The 16,989-nt window shown below is 64.7% G+C and carries 19 protein-coding genes and 5 tRNA genes; 15 read left to right on the top strand and 9 right to left on the bottom strand.

All coding sequences use genetic code 11. The features are described 5' to 3' along the window. Positions 1–93: 93 nt before the first annotated feature. The 5 genes from DN388_RS03765 to thiO are packed head-to-tail and all read left to right on the top strand — an operon-like array spanning position 94 to position 3,200. Positions 94–441, top strand: a complete 348-nt coding sequence (locus DN388_RS03765) for a prepilin-type N-terminal cleavage/methylation domain-containing protein (protein WP_254996776.1) — start codon at positions 94–96, stop codon at positions 439–441. Next, positions 438–1,142, top strand: a complete 705-nt coding sequence (locus DN388_RS03760) for a PilW family protein (RefSeq protein WP_254996774.1) — start codon at positions 438–440, stop codon at positions 1,140–1,142. The genes DN388_RS03765 and DN388_RS03760 overlap by 4 nt, the downstream gene beginning before the upstream one ends. Then, entirely contained in the window at positions 1,139–1,651 is a 513-nt protein-coding gene (locus DN388_RS03755) for a PilX N-terminal domain-containing pilus assembly protein (RefSeq protein WP_254996772.1), read from the top strand. Before DN388_RS03760 ends, DN388_RS03755 begins: the two co-directional genes overlap by 4 nt. A gap of 11 nt (positions 1,652–1,662) precedes the next feature. After that, positions 1,663–2,073 carry a type IV pilin protein gene (locus DN388_RS03750; protein ID WP_254996770.1) on the top strand — a complete coding sequence of 137 codons (411 nt, stop codon included), beginning with the start codon at positions 1,663–1,665 and terminating at the stop codon, positions 2,071–2,073. Positions 2,074–2,102: 29 nt separating this feature from the next. Beyond that, positions 2,103–3,200: a glycine oxidase ThiO gene (thiO, locus tag DN388_RS03745; protein ID WP_100633437.1), complete on the top strand. Its 1,098-nt coding sequence runs from the start codon at positions 2,103–2,105 to the stop codon at positions 3,198–3,200. Between the two features lie 40 nt (positions 3,201–3,240). Here the strand turns inward: thiO and DN388_RS03740 are convergent, their stop codons facing one another. Further along, the gene (locus tag DN388_RS03740) at positions 3,241–3,477 is read right to left on the bottom strand and encodes a PP0621 family protein (RefSeq protein WP_254996768.1); all 237 of its coding nucleotides are present in this window, start codon (positions 3,475–3,477) and stop codon (positions 3,241–3,243) included. A 98-nt stretch (positions 3,478–3,575) separates the two neighbouring features. After that, a complete protein-coding gene (locus DN388_RS03735; RefSeq protein ID WP_043860317.1) occupies positions 3,576–4,598 on the bottom strand; it encodes an outer membrane protein assembly factor BamD in 1,023 nt (340 codons plus the stop codon). A gap of 150 nt (positions 4,599–4,748) precedes the next feature. Between DN388_RS03735 and rluD the strand changes: the two genes are divergently transcribed. The 7 genes from rluD to DN388_RS03700 all read left to right on the top strand — a co-directional run bounded on the left by rluD (position 4,749) and on the right by DN388_RS03700 (position 9,860). Beyond that, complete coding sequence (gene rluD, locus DN388_RS03730) at positions 4,749–5,711, top strand: 23S rRNA pseudouridine(1911/1915/1917) synthase RluD (protein WP_043860318.1); 963 nt, start codon at positions 4,749–4,751, stop codon at positions 5,709–5,711. Next, a complete protein-coding gene (pgeF, locus tag DN388_RS03725) occupies positions 5,708–6,448 on the top strand; it encodes a peptidoglycan editing factor PgeF (RefSeq protein ID WP_213606307.1) in 741 nt (246 codons plus the stop codon). Before rluD ends, pgeF begins: the two co-directional genes overlap by 4 nt. Positions 6,449–6,573: 125 nt before the next feature. Further along, entirely contained in the window at positions 6,574–9,138 is a 2,565-nt protein-coding gene (gene clpB, locus DN388_RS03720; RefSeq protein ID WP_043860320.1) for an ATP-dependent chaperone ClpB, read from the top strand. A gap of 302 nt (positions 9,139–9,440) precedes the next feature. Then, positions 9,441–9,516 (top strand) — tRNA-Asn (locus DN388_RS03715). A gap of 10 nt (positions 9,517–9,526) precedes the next feature. Further along, a tRNA-Pro gene (locus DN388_RS03710) sits at positions 9,527–9,603 on the top strand. A 5-nt stretch (positions 9,604–9,608) separates the two neighbouring features. Beyond that, positions 9,609–9,684, top strand: a tRNA-Lys gene (locus DN388_RS03705). Between the two features lie 99 nt (positions 9,685–9,783). Beyond that, positions 9,784–9,860: transfer RNA gene (locus DN388_RS03700), tRNA-Pro, on the top strand. Positions 9,861–10,087: 227 nt separating this feature from the next. On the opposite strand, the gene DN388_RS03695 is transcribed toward DN388_RS03700, so the two are convergent. The 3 genes from DN388_RS03695 to DN388_RS03685 form a co-directional block, all read right to left on the bottom strand. Beyond that, the gene (locus DN388_RS03695) at positions 10,088–11,383 is read right to left on the bottom strand and encodes an NAD(P)/FAD-dependent oxidoreductase (RefSeq protein ID WP_236176793.1); all 1,296 of its coding nucleotides are present in this window, start codon (positions 11,381–11,383) and stop codon (positions 10,088–10,090) included. Positions 11,384–11,473: 90 nt separating this feature from the next. Then, entirely contained in the window at positions 11,474–11,647 is a 174-nt protein-coding gene (locus tag DN388_RS03690; protein WP_043860322.1) for a DUF3094 family protein, read from the bottom strand. Positions 11,648–11,815: 168 nt separating this feature from the next. Next, positions 11,816–12,445, bottom strand: coding sequence for a DUF1780 domain-containing protein (locus DN388_RS03685; RefSeq protein ID WP_043860323.1), 630 nt, complete (start codon positions 12,443–12,445; stop codon positions 11,816–11,818). Between the two features lie 129 nt (positions 12,446–12,574). Between DN388_RS03685 and DN388_RS03680 the strand changes: the two genes are divergently transcribed. Next, positions 12,575–13,264 (top strand): energy-coupling factor ABC transporter permease, encoded by a 690-nt coding sequence (locus tag DN388_RS03680; RefSeq protein WP_254996759.1) that lies wholly within the window; start codon positions 12,575–12,577, stop codon positions 13,262–13,264. Here DN388_RS03680 and yacG read toward each other — a convergent pair. The 4 genes from yacG to DN388_RS03660 are packed head-to-tail and all read right to left on the bottom strand — an operon-like array spanning position 13,261 to position 16,161. Next, on the bottom strand, positions 13,261–13,464 hold the full coding sequence (gene yacG / locus DN388_RS03675) for a DNA gyrase inhibitor YacG (protein WP_043860325.1): 204 nt from the start codon (positions 13,462–13,464) through the stop codon (positions 13,261–13,263). The genes DN388_RS03680 and yacG overlap by 4 nt on opposite strands. Further along, the gene (gene coaE, locus DN388_RS03670) at positions 13,461–14,084 is read right to left on the bottom strand and encodes a dephospho-CoA kinase (RefSeq protein ID WP_123752881.1); all 624 of its coding nucleotides are present in this window, start codon (positions 14,082–14,084) and stop codon (positions 13,461–13,463) included. The genes yacG and coaE overlap by 4 nt, the downstream gene beginning before the upstream one ends. Then, the gene (locus DN388_RS03665) at positions 14,081–14,950 is read right to left on the bottom strand and encodes an A24 family peptidase (RefSeq protein WP_254996755.1); all 870 of its coding nucleotides are present in this window, start codon (positions 14,948–14,950) and stop codon (positions 14,081–14,083) included. Before DN388_RS03665 ends, coaE begins: the two co-directional genes overlap by 4 nt. Positions 14,951–14,952: 2 nt before the next feature. Then, positions 14,953–16,161, bottom strand: a complete 1,209-nt coding sequence (locus tag DN388_RS03660) for a type II secretion system F family protein (protein WP_254996752.1) — start codon at positions 16,159–16,161, stop codon at positions 14,953–14,955. A 216-nt stretch (positions 16,162–16,377) separates the two neighbouring features. On the opposite strand from DN388_RS03660, the gene DN388_RS03655 reads away from it, so the two are divergent. Then, positions 16,378–16,806 (top strand): pilin, encoded by a 429-nt coding sequence (locus tag DN388_RS03655; RefSeq protein ID WP_254996750.1) that lies wholly within the window; start codon positions 16,378–16,380, stop codon positions 16,804–16,806. A gap of 56 nt (positions 16,807–16,862) precedes the next feature. Beyond that, positions 16,863–16,938: transfer RNA gene (locus tag DN388_RS03650), tRNA-Thr, on the top strand. The last annotated feature ends 51 nt before the right edge of the window (positions 16,939–16,989 follow it).

Below are 16,989 nucleotides of genomic sequence, written 5' to 3'. Positions count from 1 at the left end.
TGGAAGTGCTTCTCTGTAGATTCAGTGCCGCTCGGTTGGGCGTCCAGTCGGCCGGGTAGGCAATCACATGGGGAAATTTCGCAGGAGGCGCACATGGCCAGGAGGCTGCAGCAGGGCATGACCCTGATCGAAGTGATGATGGCGCTGCTGGTGCTGTCACTGGGGGTAATGGCGGCGGCTGCGCTGCAAGGGCGGGCGTTGCACGGCACCGACGGCGCGCTGCGTACCACCCAGGCGCTGTACCTGGCCCAGGCCCTGCTCGAAGGCGCGCGCGCTGCGGGCGGGCTGAGGGCGGGGGAGGCCAGCGCCTTGCAACGCGAGCTGGTGAAGGTGGCCGGCGCGTCCGCGCAGGCACAGGTGCGCCAGGCGGGCAATGGGCTCGCACTCGACCTGCACTGGCAGGGCGGTGGCCTTGCTGTGCAGGGGCAGGTGGAGCCATGAGGCGCGACACCGGTTTCGGCCTGGTCGAGGCGCTGCTCGCGTTGAGCCTGGGCGTGCTGCTGGTGCTGGCCGGCAGCCGTCTGTTCATCGGTGCGCTGCAGGGTTGGCAGGCGCAGGGCGCACTTGCGCAGCTGCAGGAGGATGCGCGCTTTGCGCTGCAGCGCATGGCCCGTGACATCCGCATGGCCGGTGCATTCGGCTGCCTGCGGCGCGAGGCGATCAGCTTTGCCGATCCTGCCATTGCCGCGACATTTGCCCTGCCGATCAGTGTCAGCCTCGAGCCTGACGGCACCCTGCGCAGCCTGAGCCTGGTTGGCGTGCAGGGTGGGGAGGCCGGTGGCCCGCCCAACTGGACGCTGCTCACCGACTGCCTGAGCACCGCCCAGGTGCAGACAGGCGAGCGGTTGCCCGGGCCACACCAGTTCGCCTTGCCCGTTCGTCAGCAGGTGTATCGCCTGGTGGACGGGCAACTGCTGCTCACCAGTGGTGGCAGCCACGCGGTGCTGATCGAACATGTCAGCCGGCTGCAGATTGACCTGGGCGTGGCGGGCGAGGGCGGTGAGCTGGCCTGGATGACGGCGGTGCCCGACCCTTCGCGCATTCGCAGCATCCGCCTGCGCCTGACCCTGGACGACCCTGCTGAACGGGTACGCGCGCAAACCTATCAGATGGTCGCCGCCGTACGTAACCGCCTGCCATGAAGCTGCAACGGGGCATGGCGCTGCTGGTGTGCCTGGTGCTGATGCTGCTGTGCGGCCTGCTGGGTGTTTCGGTGCTGCACAGTGCCGCCTTGCAGGCACGCATGGCCGGCAACCTGGTGATGGCATTGCAGGCGTTCGAAGCGGCGGAAACCACGTTGCGGCTCGCCGAGGCCCGTGTGCTGGCGGGTCTTGAGCCACCGGGCCCGTGCGTGTACTGCCTGCCGCCGCCAGAGGCACCCAGGGTACGCGCCGCCGGTGTGCAGGGCGGGGCGGGGCCAAGCTCCGGGCTGGGCTGGCAGGCGCAAGGGCCTGGCTTCTTCCTGGTACAGAACCTGGGCCACAGCTCGCGCCCCGCGCGGCTGCCCGACGGCCTTGAGGTGCAGCTGCTTCGGGTGACTGCCGTGGGGCGTCAGCAGCAGGCGCGGGTGGTGCTGGAGAGCGTTCTGGCGCAGCCAGTGGTGTCGGCTGAGTGGCCGGCGCAACGTATCTTGTGGCGGCAGATCCACTAGGGGCGCACAACATGCCGCGAACTCATCAGGGCCTGAGCCTGATCGAACTGTTGATTGTCGTCGCCGTGGTCGGCATTCTGGCGGGCATTGCCTACCCCAGCTACCGCGACACGGTGAAAAGAGCCGCACGCAGCGAGGCCGTGGGGCTGCTGTTCGACAGTGCGCAGCACCTGGAGCGCCACCGCGCCCGCACGGGCCAGTATGCCGATACCGACGCCGTGATCACCCCGTTGCCCCCCGGCACAGGCCATTACAGCCTGCACGCCAGCCGCGAGGCCGAGGGTTTCAGCCTGCTGGCCCGGCGTCATGCCGGCGGGCTGATGGCCGGCGACGCCTGTGGCGACTTCGAGCTCGATCACCAGGGTGTGCGCGGCAACCCCGGTGCCAGCAACGAGGCGGACGGGGGCTGCTGGGGTAACTGACGTCTTTCATACGGGTACTGGACCAATAGATGACCAAGCAAGTAGTGATTGTCGGCGGTGGGGTGATCGGCCTGCTGACTGCGTTCAACCTGGCGGCCGATGTCGAGCAGGTGGTGGTGTGCGACAAGGGCGCGCTCGGGCAGGAGTCTTCCTGGGCCGGGGGCGGGATCGTGTCGCCGTTGTACCCGTGGCGCTACAGCCCGGCGGTTACTGCGCTGGCGCATTGGTCGCAGGACTTCTATCCGCAGCTGGGCGAGCGTCTGTTCGCCAGCACCGGTGTAGACCCCGAGGTGCATACCACCGGCCTGTACTGGTTGGACCTGGACGATGAAGCCGAGGCGCTGGCCTGGGCGGCCCGCGAGGGGCGCCCGTTGAGTGCAGTGGATGTGGCCCGCGCCTATGCGGCGGTGCCCGTGCTGGGGCCGGGTTTCGAGCGGGCCATCTACATGGCGGGTGTGGCGAACGTGCGCAACCCGCGCCTGGTCAAGTCGCTCAAGGCGGCGTTGCAGGCCCTGCCGAACGTGACCCTTCGCGAGCATTGTGAAATCACCGGGTTCAGCCGCGAGGGCGAGCGTATTTGCGGCGTTGAAACCGTCGATGGCCCGATCCGTGCCGATCAGGTGGTGCTTACGGCGGGGGCCTGGAGTGGCGACCTGCTGCGCCCGCTGGGCCTGGAACTGCCGGTGGAGCCGGTGAAAGGGCAGATGATCCTGTTCAAGTGTGCGGAGGATTTCCTGCCGAGCATGGTGCTGGCCAAGGGGCGCTACGCGATCCCACGGCGTGACGGGCACATTCTGGTCGGCAGCACACTGGAGCATGCAGGTTATGACAAGACGCCCACCGAAGCGGCGCTGGCGAGCCTGAAGGCCTCGGCCATCGAATTGCTGCCGGCGCTGGCCGATGCCACGCCGGTCGGGCATTGGGCGGGGTTGCGGCCTGGCTCACCGGAAGGTGTGCCGTACATCGGCCAGGTGCCCGGGCATGAAGGCTTGTGGTTGAACTGCGGGCATTACCGCAACGGGCTGGTGCTGGCGCCGGCGTCCTGCCGATTGTTCGCCGACCTGCTGCTGGGGCGTGCGCCGATCATCGACCCGGCGCCGTACGCGCCGGGGCCGCGCCTGCTGTAACAGCAGGCATGTGGAAGCCGGCCTGGCCGGCGAAGGGCCCTCAGCCCTGGCGGGTATCGTTGGGCCCCTGCTCCAGATGCGCCGGGCTGCAATACCACAGCTGGCCCCGGTGCAAGGCACGGTCGGTGGGCAGGTGCACGCCGCAATGGGCGCAGCGCACCATCTTCAGCGGGTCATCGAGGGTAGGGCGAGTATCGGCAGCAATGCCGGCCTTGAACTTGCGCCACAACCAGAACGCAGCAGCAATCAGGGCAATCCAGAGAATTAGGCGAACCATGGTGTCCAGCTTTGTCGAATGAAGAGCCCCCAGTTTAGGGCCTGGCAACAAAAAAGGGAGGCCATCGGGCCTCCCTTTTTCATTCACCGTATGGCGTGTCAGTCGAATACGCCAAAGGTCATGTAGCTGAACCACGAACGGTCTTCGTTGTTGCCTTCGGCTTCGTGGTTTTCTTCTTCGATCACGTCGCCATTTTCGTCCTTGGGCAGCAGTTCCTGTGGGATCGCGTCTTTGGCGTCCTGGTACTGCTTCTGCACGTCCTGGTTGGCGCGGGTCTGGCCTGGCGGCAGCGGTGGCGCGCTGGAGATCAGGCCCAGGGTGGCCTTGGACAGCCACGAGCGGTTGTCCGCCTCGTCCTGCTGCGGCACGAACTGGCCGTCTTTCAGGCTCGGGTGATCGGGGTAGTTGAGTTTCAGGGTTTCCAGGCTGGTGGCTGCCAGTTCGTCCAGGTGCAGACGCATGTAGGCTTCGGTCATCACCGCCAGGCCGTCACCGACCGATGGGGTTTCCTGGAAGTTTTCCACCACGTAGCGGCCACGGTTGGCCGCGGCAACATACGCCTGACGGGTCAGGTAGTAGTCGGCCACGTGGATCTCGTAGGAGGCCAGCAGGTTGCGCAGGTAGATCATGCGCTGCTTGGCGTCCGGCGCGTAGCGGCTGTTGGGGAAGCGGCTGGTGAGCTGGGCGAACTCGTTGTACGAGTCACGCGCTGCGCCCGGGTCACGCTTTGTCATGTCCAGCGGCAGGAAGCGCGCCAGCAGGCCGCGGTCCTGGTCGAACGAGGTCAGGCCCTTGAGGTAATAGGCGTAGTCGACGTTCGGATGCTGCGGATGCAGGCGGATAAAGCGCTCGGCCGCCGACTTGGCAGCCTCGGGCTCGGCGTTCTTGTAGTTCGCGTAGATCAGCTCCAGCTGCGCCTGGTCGGCATAGCGGCCGAACGGGTACCGCGACTCCAGGGCCTTGAGCTTGGAGGTGGCGCTGGTATAGCTGTGGTTGTCCAGGTCGGCCTGCGCCTGCTGGTACAGCTCGGTTTCGCTGAGGTTTTCGTCGACGACTTCCTTCGAAGAACAAGCAGCGGTGAGTCCGAGGATGGCGATCAGCAGCAGGTGTTTCACTTGCATGGCGGCTTGCGTCCCTATGACGGCTGCTGTCTTGGGCGAGGCCGTCCTGTTATGATGAGCACCCCGTTGGAACCCTCGGGGCAAAAGACGCCGTATTTAACCACAAGCGTGCAGCTGAAACCAAAGGCTGTGCCTCCGCCTGATTCGAGCATGTCCGAGAAAATTGAACTTCGCGCAGAGGTACCGTCCGAATTGGGCGGGCAACGCCTCGACCAAGTCGCCGCCCAACTGTTTGCCGAGCACTCGCGCTCGCGCCTTTCCGCCTGGATCAAAGAAGGCCTACTGACCGTCGATGGCAACGTCGTGCGTCCGCGCGACATCGTCCATGGCGGCGCTCTGCTGGCGCTTGACGCCGAGCAGGAAGCCCAGGGCGAGTGGGTGGCGCAGGACATCGAACTGGACATCGTCTACGAAGACGAGCACATCCTGGTCATCAACAAGCCGGCCGGGCTTGTGGTGCACCCGGCTGCCGGTCATGCCGACGGCACCCTGCTCAATGCCCTGCTGCACCACGTGCCGGACATCATCAACGTGCCGCGCGCCGGCATCGTGCACCGCCTCGACAAGGACACCACCGGTCTGATGGTGGTGGCCAAGACCATTCAGGCGCAGACCCAGCTGGTAGCCCAGTTGCAAAGTCGCAGCGTCAGCCGCATCTATGAATGCATCGTGATCGGCGTGGTTACCGCAGGCGGCAAGATCAACGCCCCGATCGGTCGTCACGGCCAGCAGCGCCAGCGCATGGCGGTGATGGAGGGTGGCAAGCAGGCCGTCAGCCACTATCGCGTGCTCGAACGCTTCCGCTCGCACACCCACGTACGGGTCAAGCTGGAAACCGGGCGTACCCACCAGATCCGCGTGCACATGGCCCACGTCAACTTCCCGTTGGTCGGCGACCCGGTGTACGGCGGGCGCTTCCGCATCCCGCCGGCGGCCAGCGTGACCATGGTCGACGCGCTCAAGACCTTCCCGCGCCAGGCCTTGCACGCACGCTTCCTGGAGCTGGATCACCCGGTGACCGGTGAGCGCATGGGCTGGGAGTCGTCCCTGCCGGACGACTTCGTATGGCTGCTGTCGCTGCTCAAGCAGGACCGCGAGGCCTTCGTCGGATGAGCCCGCTGACGCACCACCTGCTGACCCCCGACTGGCCTGCGCCAGCCTGGGTCAAGGCGTGCGTCACCACCCGGGGCGGCGGCGTGAGCCTGGCGCCCTACGATTCGTTGAACCTGGGCGACCACGTCGGTGACGCCCAGGCCGCAGTGGCCGAGAACCGTCGGCGCCTGACCGCGCAGTTCGGCATCCAGCCTGCCTGGCTCAAGCAGGTGCACGGCATCGATGTGGTCGAGGCCGACCCGGCGCGGGTTGCCGAAGCCGACGCCAGCTGCACCAGCACCCCCGGCATCGCCTGCACGTCCATGACCGCCGACTGCCTGCCGGTACTGTTCTGCGACCGTGCCGGCACCCGCGTGGGCGCTGCCCATGCCGGCTGGCGCGGGCTGGTGGGCGGTGTGCTGGAGGCCACGCTCGATGCGCTGGGCGTCCCGGCCAGCGAGGTGCTGGTATGGCTGGGCCCGGCCATCGGGCCCCAGGCGTTCGAGGTGGGCGGCGAAGTGCGCGAAGCCTTCATGACCGTTCATCCGGAAAGTGCCAGCGCCTTCGTGGCGGGGGCGCAGCCCGGCAAGTTCATGGCCGACATCTATGCACTGGCGCGCATTCGCCTGGCGGCCCGTGGCATCACTGCCGTGTATGGCGGCGGCCTGTGCACCGTGAGCGACCCACGCTTCTATTCCTACCGTCGCAGCCCCGTTACCGGGCGCTTCGCTTCGCTGATCTGGCTGGCGCCTCGCTGACCTGGATCAAGCCCGCTACGCTTGAATCTTCCACAATCACCCTTATCTATAGGGGTATCTCAGGCAGGTTTTTCTTCATCAGGTGTGTCCATCGCTCCGGCCTGCCCATTAAAGGAAGGTAAGTTATGCGAATAGACCGTTTGACCAGCAAGCTGCAACTGGCGTTATCCGACTCCCAGTCCCTGGCGGTTGGCATGGATCACCCCGCGATCGAGCCTGCGCACCTGTTGCAGGCGCTGATCGACCAGCAGGGTGGTTCGATCAAGCCCCTGTTGATGCAGGTGGGCTTCGACGTCAACAGCCTGCGCAAGGAACTGGGCAAAGAACTCGACCAGTTGCCAAAAATCCAGAACCCTACCGGCGACGTCAACATGTCGCAGGACCTGGCACGCCTGCTCAACCAGGCCGACCGCCTGGCCCAGCAGAAGGGCGACCAGTTCATCTCCAGCGAGCTCGTGCTGCTGGCGGCCATGGACGAGAACAGCAAGCTCGGCAAGTTGCTGCTCGGCCAGGGCGTGAGCAAGAAGGCGCTTGAAAACGCCATCAGCAACCTGCGCGGCGGCGAAGCGGTGAACGACCCCAACGCCGAGGAATCGCGTCAGGCCCTGGACAAGTACACCGTCGACCTGACCAAGCGTGCCGAAGACGGCAAGCTCGACCCGGTGATCGGCCGTGACGACGAGATCCGTCGCACCATCCAGGTGCTGCAACGCCGTACCAAGAACAACCCGGTGCTCATCGGTGAGCCTGGCGTGGGTAAGACTGCCATCGCCGAAGGCCTGGCCCAGCGCATCATCAATGGCGAAGTGCCCGATGGTCTGAAGGGCAAGCGCCTGCTGTCGCTGGACATGGGCGCGCTGATTGCCGGCGCCAAGTTCCGCGGCGAGTTCGAAGAGCGCCTCAAAGGCCTGCTCAACGAGCTGTCCAAGCAGGAAGGCCAGATCATCCTGTTCATCGACGAGCTGCACACCATGGTCGGCGCCGGTAAAGGCGAAGGCTCGATGGATGCCGGCAACATGCTCAAGCCTGCGCTGGCGCGCGGCGAGCTGCACTGCGTCGGTGCCACCACGCTGAACGAGTACCGCCAGTACATCGAGAAGGATGCGGCGCTGGAGCGTCGGTTCCAGAAGGTATTGGTAGAGGAGCCGAGCGAGGAAGACACCATCGCCATCCTGCGTGGCCTCAAGGAGCGTTACGAGGTGCACCACAAGGTGGCGATCACCGACGGCGCGATCATTGCCGCGGCCAAGCTCAGCCATCGCTACATCACCGATCGTCAGTTGCCCGACAAGGCCATTGACCTGATCGACGAGGCGGCCAGCCGCATCCGCATGGAGATCGACTCCAAGCCCGAGGTGCTCGACCGTCTTGAGCGTCGCCTGATTCAACTGAAGGTGGAATCCCAGGCGCTGAAGAAGGAAGACGACGAGGCGGCCCTCAAGCGCCTCGAGAAGCTGACCGAGGAGATCGTGCGGCTGGAGCGTGAGTACTCCGACCTGGAAGAGATCTGGACCTCGGAAAAAGCCGAAGTGCAGGGCTCTGCGCAGATCCAGCAAAAGATCGAGCAGTCCCGTCAGGAGCTGGAAACCGCCCGCCGCAAGGGCGACCTGAGCCGCATGGCCGAGCTGCAGTACGGGGTGATCCCGGACCTGGAGCGCAGCCTGCAGATGGTCGACCAGCACGGCAAGGCCGAAAACCAGCTGCTGCGCAACAAGGTGACCGAGGAAGAGATCGCCGAGGTGGTGTCGAAGTGGACCGGTATCCCGGTATCCAAGATGCTCGAAGGCGAGCGCGAGAAGCTGCTGAAGATGGAAAGCCTGCTGCACCAGCGCGTGATCGGCCAGGAAGAGGCCGTGGTGGCCGTGGCCAACGCGGTGCGTCGTTCGCGGGCCGGGTTGTCCGACCCTAACCGGCCAAGTGGTTCGTTCCTGTTCCTGGGCCCTACCGGTGTGGGTAAAACCGAGCTGTGCAAGGCGCTGGCCGAGTTTCTGTTCGACACCGAAGAGGCCATGGTGCGTATCGACATGTCCGAGTTCATGGAGAAACATTCCGTGGCGCGGCTGATTGGTGCACCGCCAGGCTACGTGGGTTACGAAGAGGGCGGCTACCTGACCGAAGCCGTGCGGCGCAAACCCTATGCGGTAGTGCTGCTGGACGAGGTCGAGAAGGCCCACCCGGACGTGTTCAACGTGTTGCTGCAAGTGCTTGAAGACGGTCGCCTGACCGACAGTCACGGCCGTACCGTGGACTTTCGCAACACGGTGATCGTGATGACCTCCAACCTGGGGTCGGCACAGATCCAGGAACTGGTGGGTGATCGCGAGGCGCAGCGCGCTGCGGTGATGGACGCGGTGGGTTCGCATTTCCGCCCCGAGTTCGTCAACCGTATCGACGAAGTGGTGGTGTTCGAGCCTCTGGGTCGCGACCAGATCGCCGGTATCACCCAGATCCAGCTGTCGCGTCTGCGCAGCCGTCTGGCCGAACGCGAGCTGAGCCTGGAGCTGAGCCCCGAGGCCCTCGACAAGCTGATCGCGGTCGGTTACGACCCGGTGTATGGCGCACGGCCGCTGAAACGGGCGATCCAGCGCTGGATCGAGAACCCGCTGGCGCAACTGATTCTGTCGGGTCAGTTCATGCCCGGCAGCAGCATCACCGCCAAGCTGGAGGGCGAAGAGATCGTCTTTGCCTGAGTTTTCGGCGGGTTACGCTAAGGCCTCGATTTTCGAGGCCTTTTTTCTTTGCATTTTGCTTCGAGTGCTTGTAAAGTGCGCCCCGCTGTATGTCACCCCGCAGGTTTCCGGCAGAAGTGGGAATCTGAAAAAAAGTTGCAAATCAGTGTGTTGAATGCAAATTAAGGGTTGACAAGGGTTTTGAAGATTGTAGAATAGCGCGCCTCAGAGACATGAACGCAGCGATGCACAAGGTCGAAGAGTTCGAAGCGGTAGCGATACAGTTTTCGAAATTGCAGCAAGTTGTACTTGAAATTGATAGTTCCGCGATAGCTCAGTCGGTAGAGCAAATGACTGTTAATCATTGGGTCCCAGGTTCGAGTCCTGGTCGCGGAGCCAAATTTCAAACCGGGGTATAGCGCAGTCCGGTAGCGCGCCTGCTTTGGGAGCAGGATGTCAGGAGTTCGAATCCCCTTACCCCGACCATATTTGGGTCGTTAGCTCAGTTGGTAGAGCAGTTGGCTTTTAACCAATTGGTCGTAGGTTCGAATCCTACACGACCCACCATTTTTGAATCCGGTTCGCTGGGTTTGAATCTTAAAAGGTTGGTACGCCATTAGCGTCCAGCCATTAAAAAAGGCACCTTAATCGGTGTCTTTTTTTTACCGGGGTATAGCGCAGTCCGGTAGCGCGCCTGCTTTGGGAGCAGGATGTCAGGAGTTCGAATCCCCTTACCCCGACCATCTTCAGAAAAAGGGCACCTTGCAAAAGGTGCCCTTTTTCGTTTGCGCAGGGTTTAGCGCATGTGCAGCCAGCTGGCGGTACTGCCTATGCCCAGTACCTCCTGCAGGGGGCTGTAGTGCACGCATCCGCGCCTCGTCGAAATACAGTTCGCTCCGGGTCAACCGCACGCCAGTGGCCTGGCGCCCATCCGGCCCCGGCAGGACGCCGGGGCGGACGGGGGTAGCCGTCAGTGCAGCTTGAGGCGGGGTTCGGTACCGCGGCCGATACGGCTGCCGAGCATCAGCATCAGCGTGCGGAAGGTGCCATACAGCGCCATCTGGTGCATGCGGTACAGCGACACATAGAACATCCGCGCCAGCCAGCCTTCGAGCATCACACTGCCGGTGAGGTTGCCCATCAGGTTGCCCACTGCCGAGAAGCGCGACAGCGAAACCAGCGAGCCGTAGTCGCGGTACGCGTAGGTGGGCAACGGCTTGCCCTCCAGGCGCGCCTTGAGCCCTTTGGCCAGCAGCGAGGCCTGCTGGTGGGCGGCCTGGGCGCGCGGCGGCACATTGCGGTCGCTGCCCGGCTGCGGGCAGGCGGCGCAGTCGCCGAACGCGAAGATGTCATCGTCCAGGGTGGTCTGCAGGGTAGGGCGCACCACCAGTTGGTTGATGCGGTTGGTTTCCAGCCCGTCGATGTCCTTGAGGAACGCCGGGGCACGGATACCGGCCGCCCACACCTTGAGGCTGGCGTGGATCACCTCGCCGTTGGCGGTCTTGAGCGAGTCTGCGGTGACCTCGCTCACCGACGCGTTGGTCAGCACAGTCACGCCGAGTTTTTCCAGGGTTTTGTGCACCGGCACGCTGATGCGCTCGGGCAGCGCCGGCAACACCCGTGGGCCGGCCTCGATCAGGGTGATCTGCATGTCCTTGGGCTGGATGCGGTCCAGGCCATAGGCGGCCAGTTCGTGGGCGGCATGGTGCAGCTCGGCCGCCAGCTCCACGCCGGTGGCACCGGCACCCACGATCGCCACGCTGATCTTCTCGCTGGCAAGGTCGCCGGCGTGGGCGCGCAGGTAGTGGTTGAGCAACTGCTGGTGGAAGCGCTCGGCCTGCTTGCGGGTGTCGAGGAACAGGCAATGCTGCGCCGCACCCAGGGTGCCGAAGTCGTTGGTGTTGCTGCCCACCGCGATCACCAGCGTGTCATATGCCAGGGTGCGCGCCGGCAGCAGCTCGCGGCCGTCCTCGTCGAGGGTGGCGGCCAGCTGGATCTGCTTGCTCGAACGCTCCAGGCCGCTCATGCGCCCCAGCTGGAACTGGAAGTGGTTCCACTTGGCCTGGGCCACGTAGTTGAGCTCGTCTTCGGAGGAATTGAGCGAACCGGCCGCCACTTCGTGCAGCAGCGGCTTCCAGATGTGGGTCAGGTTGGCGTCGACCAGGGTAATCGCGGCGGTGCCGCGCTTGCCCAGGGTCTTACCCAGGCGGGTCGCCAGTTCCAGGCCGCCGGCGCCGCCGCCGACAATCACGATACGGTGAGTCATGGGGATATCTCATAAGGTTTGCGGAATTCTGGGTTGGGTCCTGAGTGGCCGGCCGCGCAGGGCGGGCGGTTTGGGCGAGCGCAAGGCAGCTCATAGCACCAGGTGGCTCAGGAGGCGGCTCAACAGGCCAAGGCTGATCGTCACGCCCACCACCAGAGCAAGGAGCAGCCATGGCCTGAAAGGCTTGCGCTCGACTTGGTGTTGGGGGGCACGCAGGTATTCATCGACTCGTCGCTGGTCTTCGGGGTTCAGGCGGCTGGTCATGGAGGCCTCGTCAGGTAGACGCATGTGACTGTGGGAACGCTACAGTGTTCACTGTAGTCCGTCGCCAAAGGCTTACCTGGGGGATCGAAGCGCTCGTGACAGCGAATGATTGCGCTTTGTATCACCCGCGCCGCATTTATGCCATCCCGCTTTGGCAGGGGGCAGCGATCACAGGCTGATCCCCACATCGAAGACGATGCTGCGCCCCAGGTTGGCGCGCAGAAAATCCGGCGCATCGGGGTGGGCGAACAGCACCCGGGCGAAGGTCGGGCCCACCAGCGACAGCGAGCGCCAGCCCTGGCGCAGGTATTCTGTGGGCGGCGGGAAGTGGCTGTTGAGGTCGAGCACTTCGCGCTTGAGGCTGGCGAAGGCAATGATGTCCAGTTCGCCCAGGTCCAGGTTGCGTTCGCGGTAGTTGTGCGACTTCTTGCGCAGGGTGGGCGCCAGGCGCTGCAGCAGCTCCTGCGCACTGATGCGTCGCGGCCGGGCCTCGCGCCTTACCAGCTGCGCGAGGGAGAACGCGCTGCGCCGGCGCTGCAGTTCTTCGCGCCATTCGTCGTTGAGCCGGCGCCCTTCGTCGAGCACGAAGAACACCTCGAAGGCGGCATCGCGAAACAGCACGTCGGGTGGTTCCTGACCGGCGGCGGTGAAGTCCTCGCTGCGGTAGGGAATGTTCAGGCCTTGCAGCAGGCGCTGGCATACCCAACGCTCGCGCTCCCATTTGCGGGCATTGGACAGGAACGCATTGGCTTGTTCGGCCTGAATGGTTAGCAGGCGCAGGTAGTCTGAGTCATCCATGGGCACAAGCTTAGCGCCCAAATCATGACAACGCTGCATTCCAGGCCCGGTGGATGGCGGCAACAGGCCGTGGAACGGTGTGTAGAATGAGCCATCGTCGGGCGCAATGCACACAAGGGGCAGACAGCCGTGATTGGCGCACAAGTGTTATCGGAACAAAGCCTGCTGCTGGGCTGGCTGTGCTACGTGCCGCTGCTGCTGTGGGCGGTGTGGCGCGCGCCGTGGGTCGAGCTGTTCACCGACCGGCGGCGCCAGCACCTGCTGTTCGGCACCATCTTCGCGCTGTTCGCGTTGTGGCTGGTACGCCGCGACTTCGACACCGGCGTGTCGTACCACTTCATCGGCATGACCGCCGTGACCCTGCTGCTGGACTGGCCGCTGGCAATCGTCGGTGGCCTGGTGGCGCAGGTGGGGCTGGTGGCGCTGGGGCGTCAGGACCTGGCGGCGATGGGCGTCAACGGCCTGCTGCTGATTGGCCTGCCGGTGCTGGTGACGGAGGGGGTGGCCATACTGGTGGAGCGCGCACAGCCTAAAAACCTGTTCGTGTACATCTTCTGTTCGGGTTTTTTCGCCGCCGCGCTGGCGACCTTGCTGTGCCTGCTGGCCAGCCTTGGCTGGCTGTGGCTGGACGGTATCTTCGTGATGCCCGAATGGCTGTCGGACTTCATCGGCTACCTGTGGCTGATCATCTTCCCCGAGGCCTTCATCAACGGCATGGTAATCAGTGCGCTGGTGGTGTTCTGCCCCGAGTGGCTGGAAACCTTCAACCGGACCCGCTACCTGCAGGCCCCGTGGAAGGACGACGAACCGCGCAGTTAGTGTTCGCGCGGGTTGAAGTCGCCGGAGAACAGCTCGTCTTCGGCATCCGGTGCCACCGGAATCTTGTGCTCTTCAGCGGCCCAGGCACCCAGGTCGATCAGCTTGCAGCGGTCGGAGCAGAATGGCCGATAGGTATTTGTGGCACTCCATTCAACAGGAGCGCCACAGGTCGGGCAGTCTACGGTCAGGGGTTGGCTCATGGTTGGCCTCCACGCAAAGTCAGGTAAAAGTGATGCAGGCGGTCGACCTCCGAATGCAGCCAGGCCAGGTCGCGGTCGTTGACGATCACGTCGTGGGCATGGCGCAGGCGCTCTTCGCGGCTGGTCTGCGCCTTGAGAATGGCCTGCACCTGTTCGGGGCTGGTCTGGTCGCGCTGCAGTGTACGTTCGATCTGCAAGGCCTGCGGCGCGTCGATCACCAGCAGGCGCTGGGTGCGCTGATACTGGCCCGACTCCACCATCAGCGGTGAAACGAACACCGCATAGGGCGACTCGGCCTTGGCCAGGTAGCTGAAGATCTCCTGGCCGATCAGCGGGTGCAGCAGGGCTTCCACCCAGCGGCGTTGCGCCGGGTCGCTGAAGATCAGCTGGCGCAGGGCGGCGCGGTCCAGTTGCCCGTCGCTTTGCAGCACGCCGGGGCCGAAATGCTCCACCAGGCTGGCCAGCGCCGGGCGCCCGGGCTCGACCACCCAGCGTGCGGCCTGGTCGGCATCCACCAGGTGCACGCCCAGCTCGATGAAGCGTTGCGCCGCGGCGCTCTTGCCACTGCCGATGCCACCAGTGAGGCCGAGAATCCAGGGTGTGAAGGCGGGTGTGGTCATTGCAGTCCGGCAAATTGCAGATAGGAAGTGGTCATTTGACCACCCCAGAGCAGCGCGATCCAGCCCGCAATGGCCAGATAGGGCCCAAACGGAATCGGCGTGCTCGCCTGCTGGTTGCGCAGGCGCAGCAGTACCAGGCCCAGCAGCGCGCCCACCAGCGAGGCCAGCAGCAGCGTCAGCGGCAGGATCTGCCAGCCGCCCCAGGCGCCGAGCATGGCCAGCAGCTTGAAATCGCCATAGCCCATGCCCTCCTTGCCGGTAACCAGCTTGAACAGCCAGTACACCGTCCACAGGCTCAGGTAGCCGGCCACGGCGCCCCAAAGCGCCTGGTCCAGCGGCACGAACACCTCGAAGGCATTGAGTATCAGGCCTAGCCACAGCAGCGGCAGCACCAGCACATCGGGCAGCAACTGATGCTCGATATCGATCAGGCTCATTGCCAGCAAGCCCCAGCTCAACAGCGTGAACGCCGCCGCGCTGGCGCTGAAGCCGAAATGCCAGGCCGCGAACAGGCCAAGCCCTGCGCAGGCCAGCTCTACCAGCGGGTAACGCGGGCTGATCGATGCCTTGCAGGCCGAACAGCGCCCGCGCAGGCACAGGTAACTCAGCACCGGGATGTTCTCCCACGCGCGGATGCGGTGCTGGCAGTGCGGGCAGTGGGAGTGGGGCAGCATCAGGTCGAAACGTGGCTCGGCCGGGTTGGGCAGCTCCAGCACTTCGCGGGCCTCACTGCGCCATTGGCGCTCCAGCATCATCGGCAGGCGATGCACCAGCACATTGATGAAGCTGCCCACAATCAGGCCAAGCAACAGGGCGACACATTGGTAGGCCAGCGGCTGGCGGGCCAGGGTTTCGAACAGGTCCATAGTCAGATCACATCGCCCAGCTGGAAGATCGGCAGGTACATGGCGACCACCAGGCTGCCTACCACCAGCCCGAGAATCAGCACGATCATCGGCTCCAGCAGGCTGGCCAGGTTGTCGAGCCATTCGTCGACGGCCGTTTCGTGGTGGCTGGCGATCCGGTCGAGCATATCGTCGAGCGTGCCGGATGTCTCGCCAATGGCGCACATCTGTACCGCCAGGCACGGGAACAGCGGCTCGTTGCGCATCGCCGCGCTCATCGACAGGCCGTTGCCGATGGCCTGGCGCAGGCGCAGCACGGCCTGCTCGTACAGCGTATTGCCGCACGCGGCGGCCACCGGCCCCAGGGCTTCGGTGAGCGGTACGCCGGCACTGAACGACGTCGCCAGGGTACGCGCAAAACGAGCCAGCGCCGCATGCTGCATCACCGGCCCCAGAACCGGCATGCGTAGCGCCTGGCGCAACATCCATAAACGCACCGCCTGCTGACGCTCGAAGGCGCGGCGCAGGGCAAATCCCGTGGCCAGCATTACCCCAAGCACCCACAGCAGATACTGCCCCAGCCAGTCGGCCAGGTTGATGACACCCTGGGTGAAGGCCGGCAACGGCGCGCCGAAGCCTGCAAACATGGCCTGAAACTGCGGTACCACCTTGAGCAACAGCAGCGCCGCCACCCCCAACCCCACCAGCAGCACCAGCGCGGGGTAGACCATGGCCTTCTTCAGCCGGGCCCGTAGCGCCTGGCGTTTTTCCTGCAGTGTTGCCAACTGGTCGAGCAGGCTGTCCAGGCAGCCGGTTTGCTCACCCACGGCCACCAGGTTGCAATACAGGCTGTCGAACTGGCGCGGGTGCCTGCGCAGCGCATCGGCCAGGCCGCAGCCGGCGGCGATATCGTTTTTGAGGGTGCCCAGCAGGCGGCGCAGCGGTGGGTTGTTGATGCCTTCGGCGATCATGCCCAGCCCTTGCAGCAGCGGCACGCCGGCCTTGAACAACGTTGCCAACTGGCGGCTGAAGCGGGTGATGTCCTGGGCGCCGAGCGAAGCGGGCAATTGCAGGGTAGTACGGCGTGCCGCGTTCACCTGGGTTGGGCGAATGCCGCGACCGCGCAGCAGCGCCTTCACCAGCGCACTGTTCTGCCCGCTGCTGTGCCCACTCACGTGGGTGCCGGTGCGGTCGATGCCTTGCCAGGCATAGGTTTTTGTCTTGTGGTTCATCGCTACCTCCATGCAGCGGTGGACAGTCACAAACCCTGTAACAGCTTCAGGGTGATAGGCCCGGGCAATCCCGCCCGGTGGCCACTAGAGTAGTCGAGCGCGGTGCTGGGTTAAGCACCCGCAGGGTGACAAAAGGTGTCTGTTCGGGCCTACTGGCGCGCTGGTCTGCGGCGGTGTCCGTGGCGGGATTTGTGAGTTTTTGCGAGGGGAGTGCCCATGAAGGGACAGCGCGGTATTACATTGATCGAGTTGATGATCGTGGTGGCGATCATCGGCATTCTGGCGACCATTGCCATGCCCATGTACACCAACCACCAGGCGCGGGCCAAGGCCACGGCGGCGCTGGCCGAGGTGTCGGCATTGAAGACCGCCTTCGAAGTGCAGATCAACCAGGGCAAGGACGTGGCCGATGTCGCCGCCCTTGGCGGCCAGCCGACCACGGCCAACTGCACCTTGAGTGCGCAGGGCGTGGCGGCGACTGGTGTGGGCACCCTTGCATGCGTGCTGGTGGATGCGCCGGCGCCGGTGGCGGGCAAGCACCTGACCTGGGCCCGTTCGGCCACGGGCTGGACGTGCAGCACCGATATCGAAGCCGACCTGGCCCCGGCCGGGTGCACCGCGGTGCAGGCGAGTGGTGGGCAATAGCTGTTGATAAACAGTGATTTGCGAAAGCGTGGCGGCAATGGTAGCGTTGTCGCCACGCCGGTGTAGCTCAGTCGGTAGAGCAGCGCACTCGTAACGCGAAGGTCGCAGGTTCGATTCCTGTCTCCGGCACCAGTTCAGGTTCCAGCGATGGCTACCAAAATCTCTGGAACCCCCGTAAAACCC

The sequence above is a fragment of the Pseudomonas sp. S12(2018) genome (assembly GCF_024355235.1).
GTDB classification, from domain to species: Bacteria; Pseudomonadota; Gammaproteobacteria; order Pseudomonadales; family Pseudomonadaceae; genus Aquipseudomonas; species Aquipseudomonas palmensis.
Note: the sequence above shows the minus strand (reverse complement) of the source record. Positions and strands in the feature narration are given on the sequence as shown.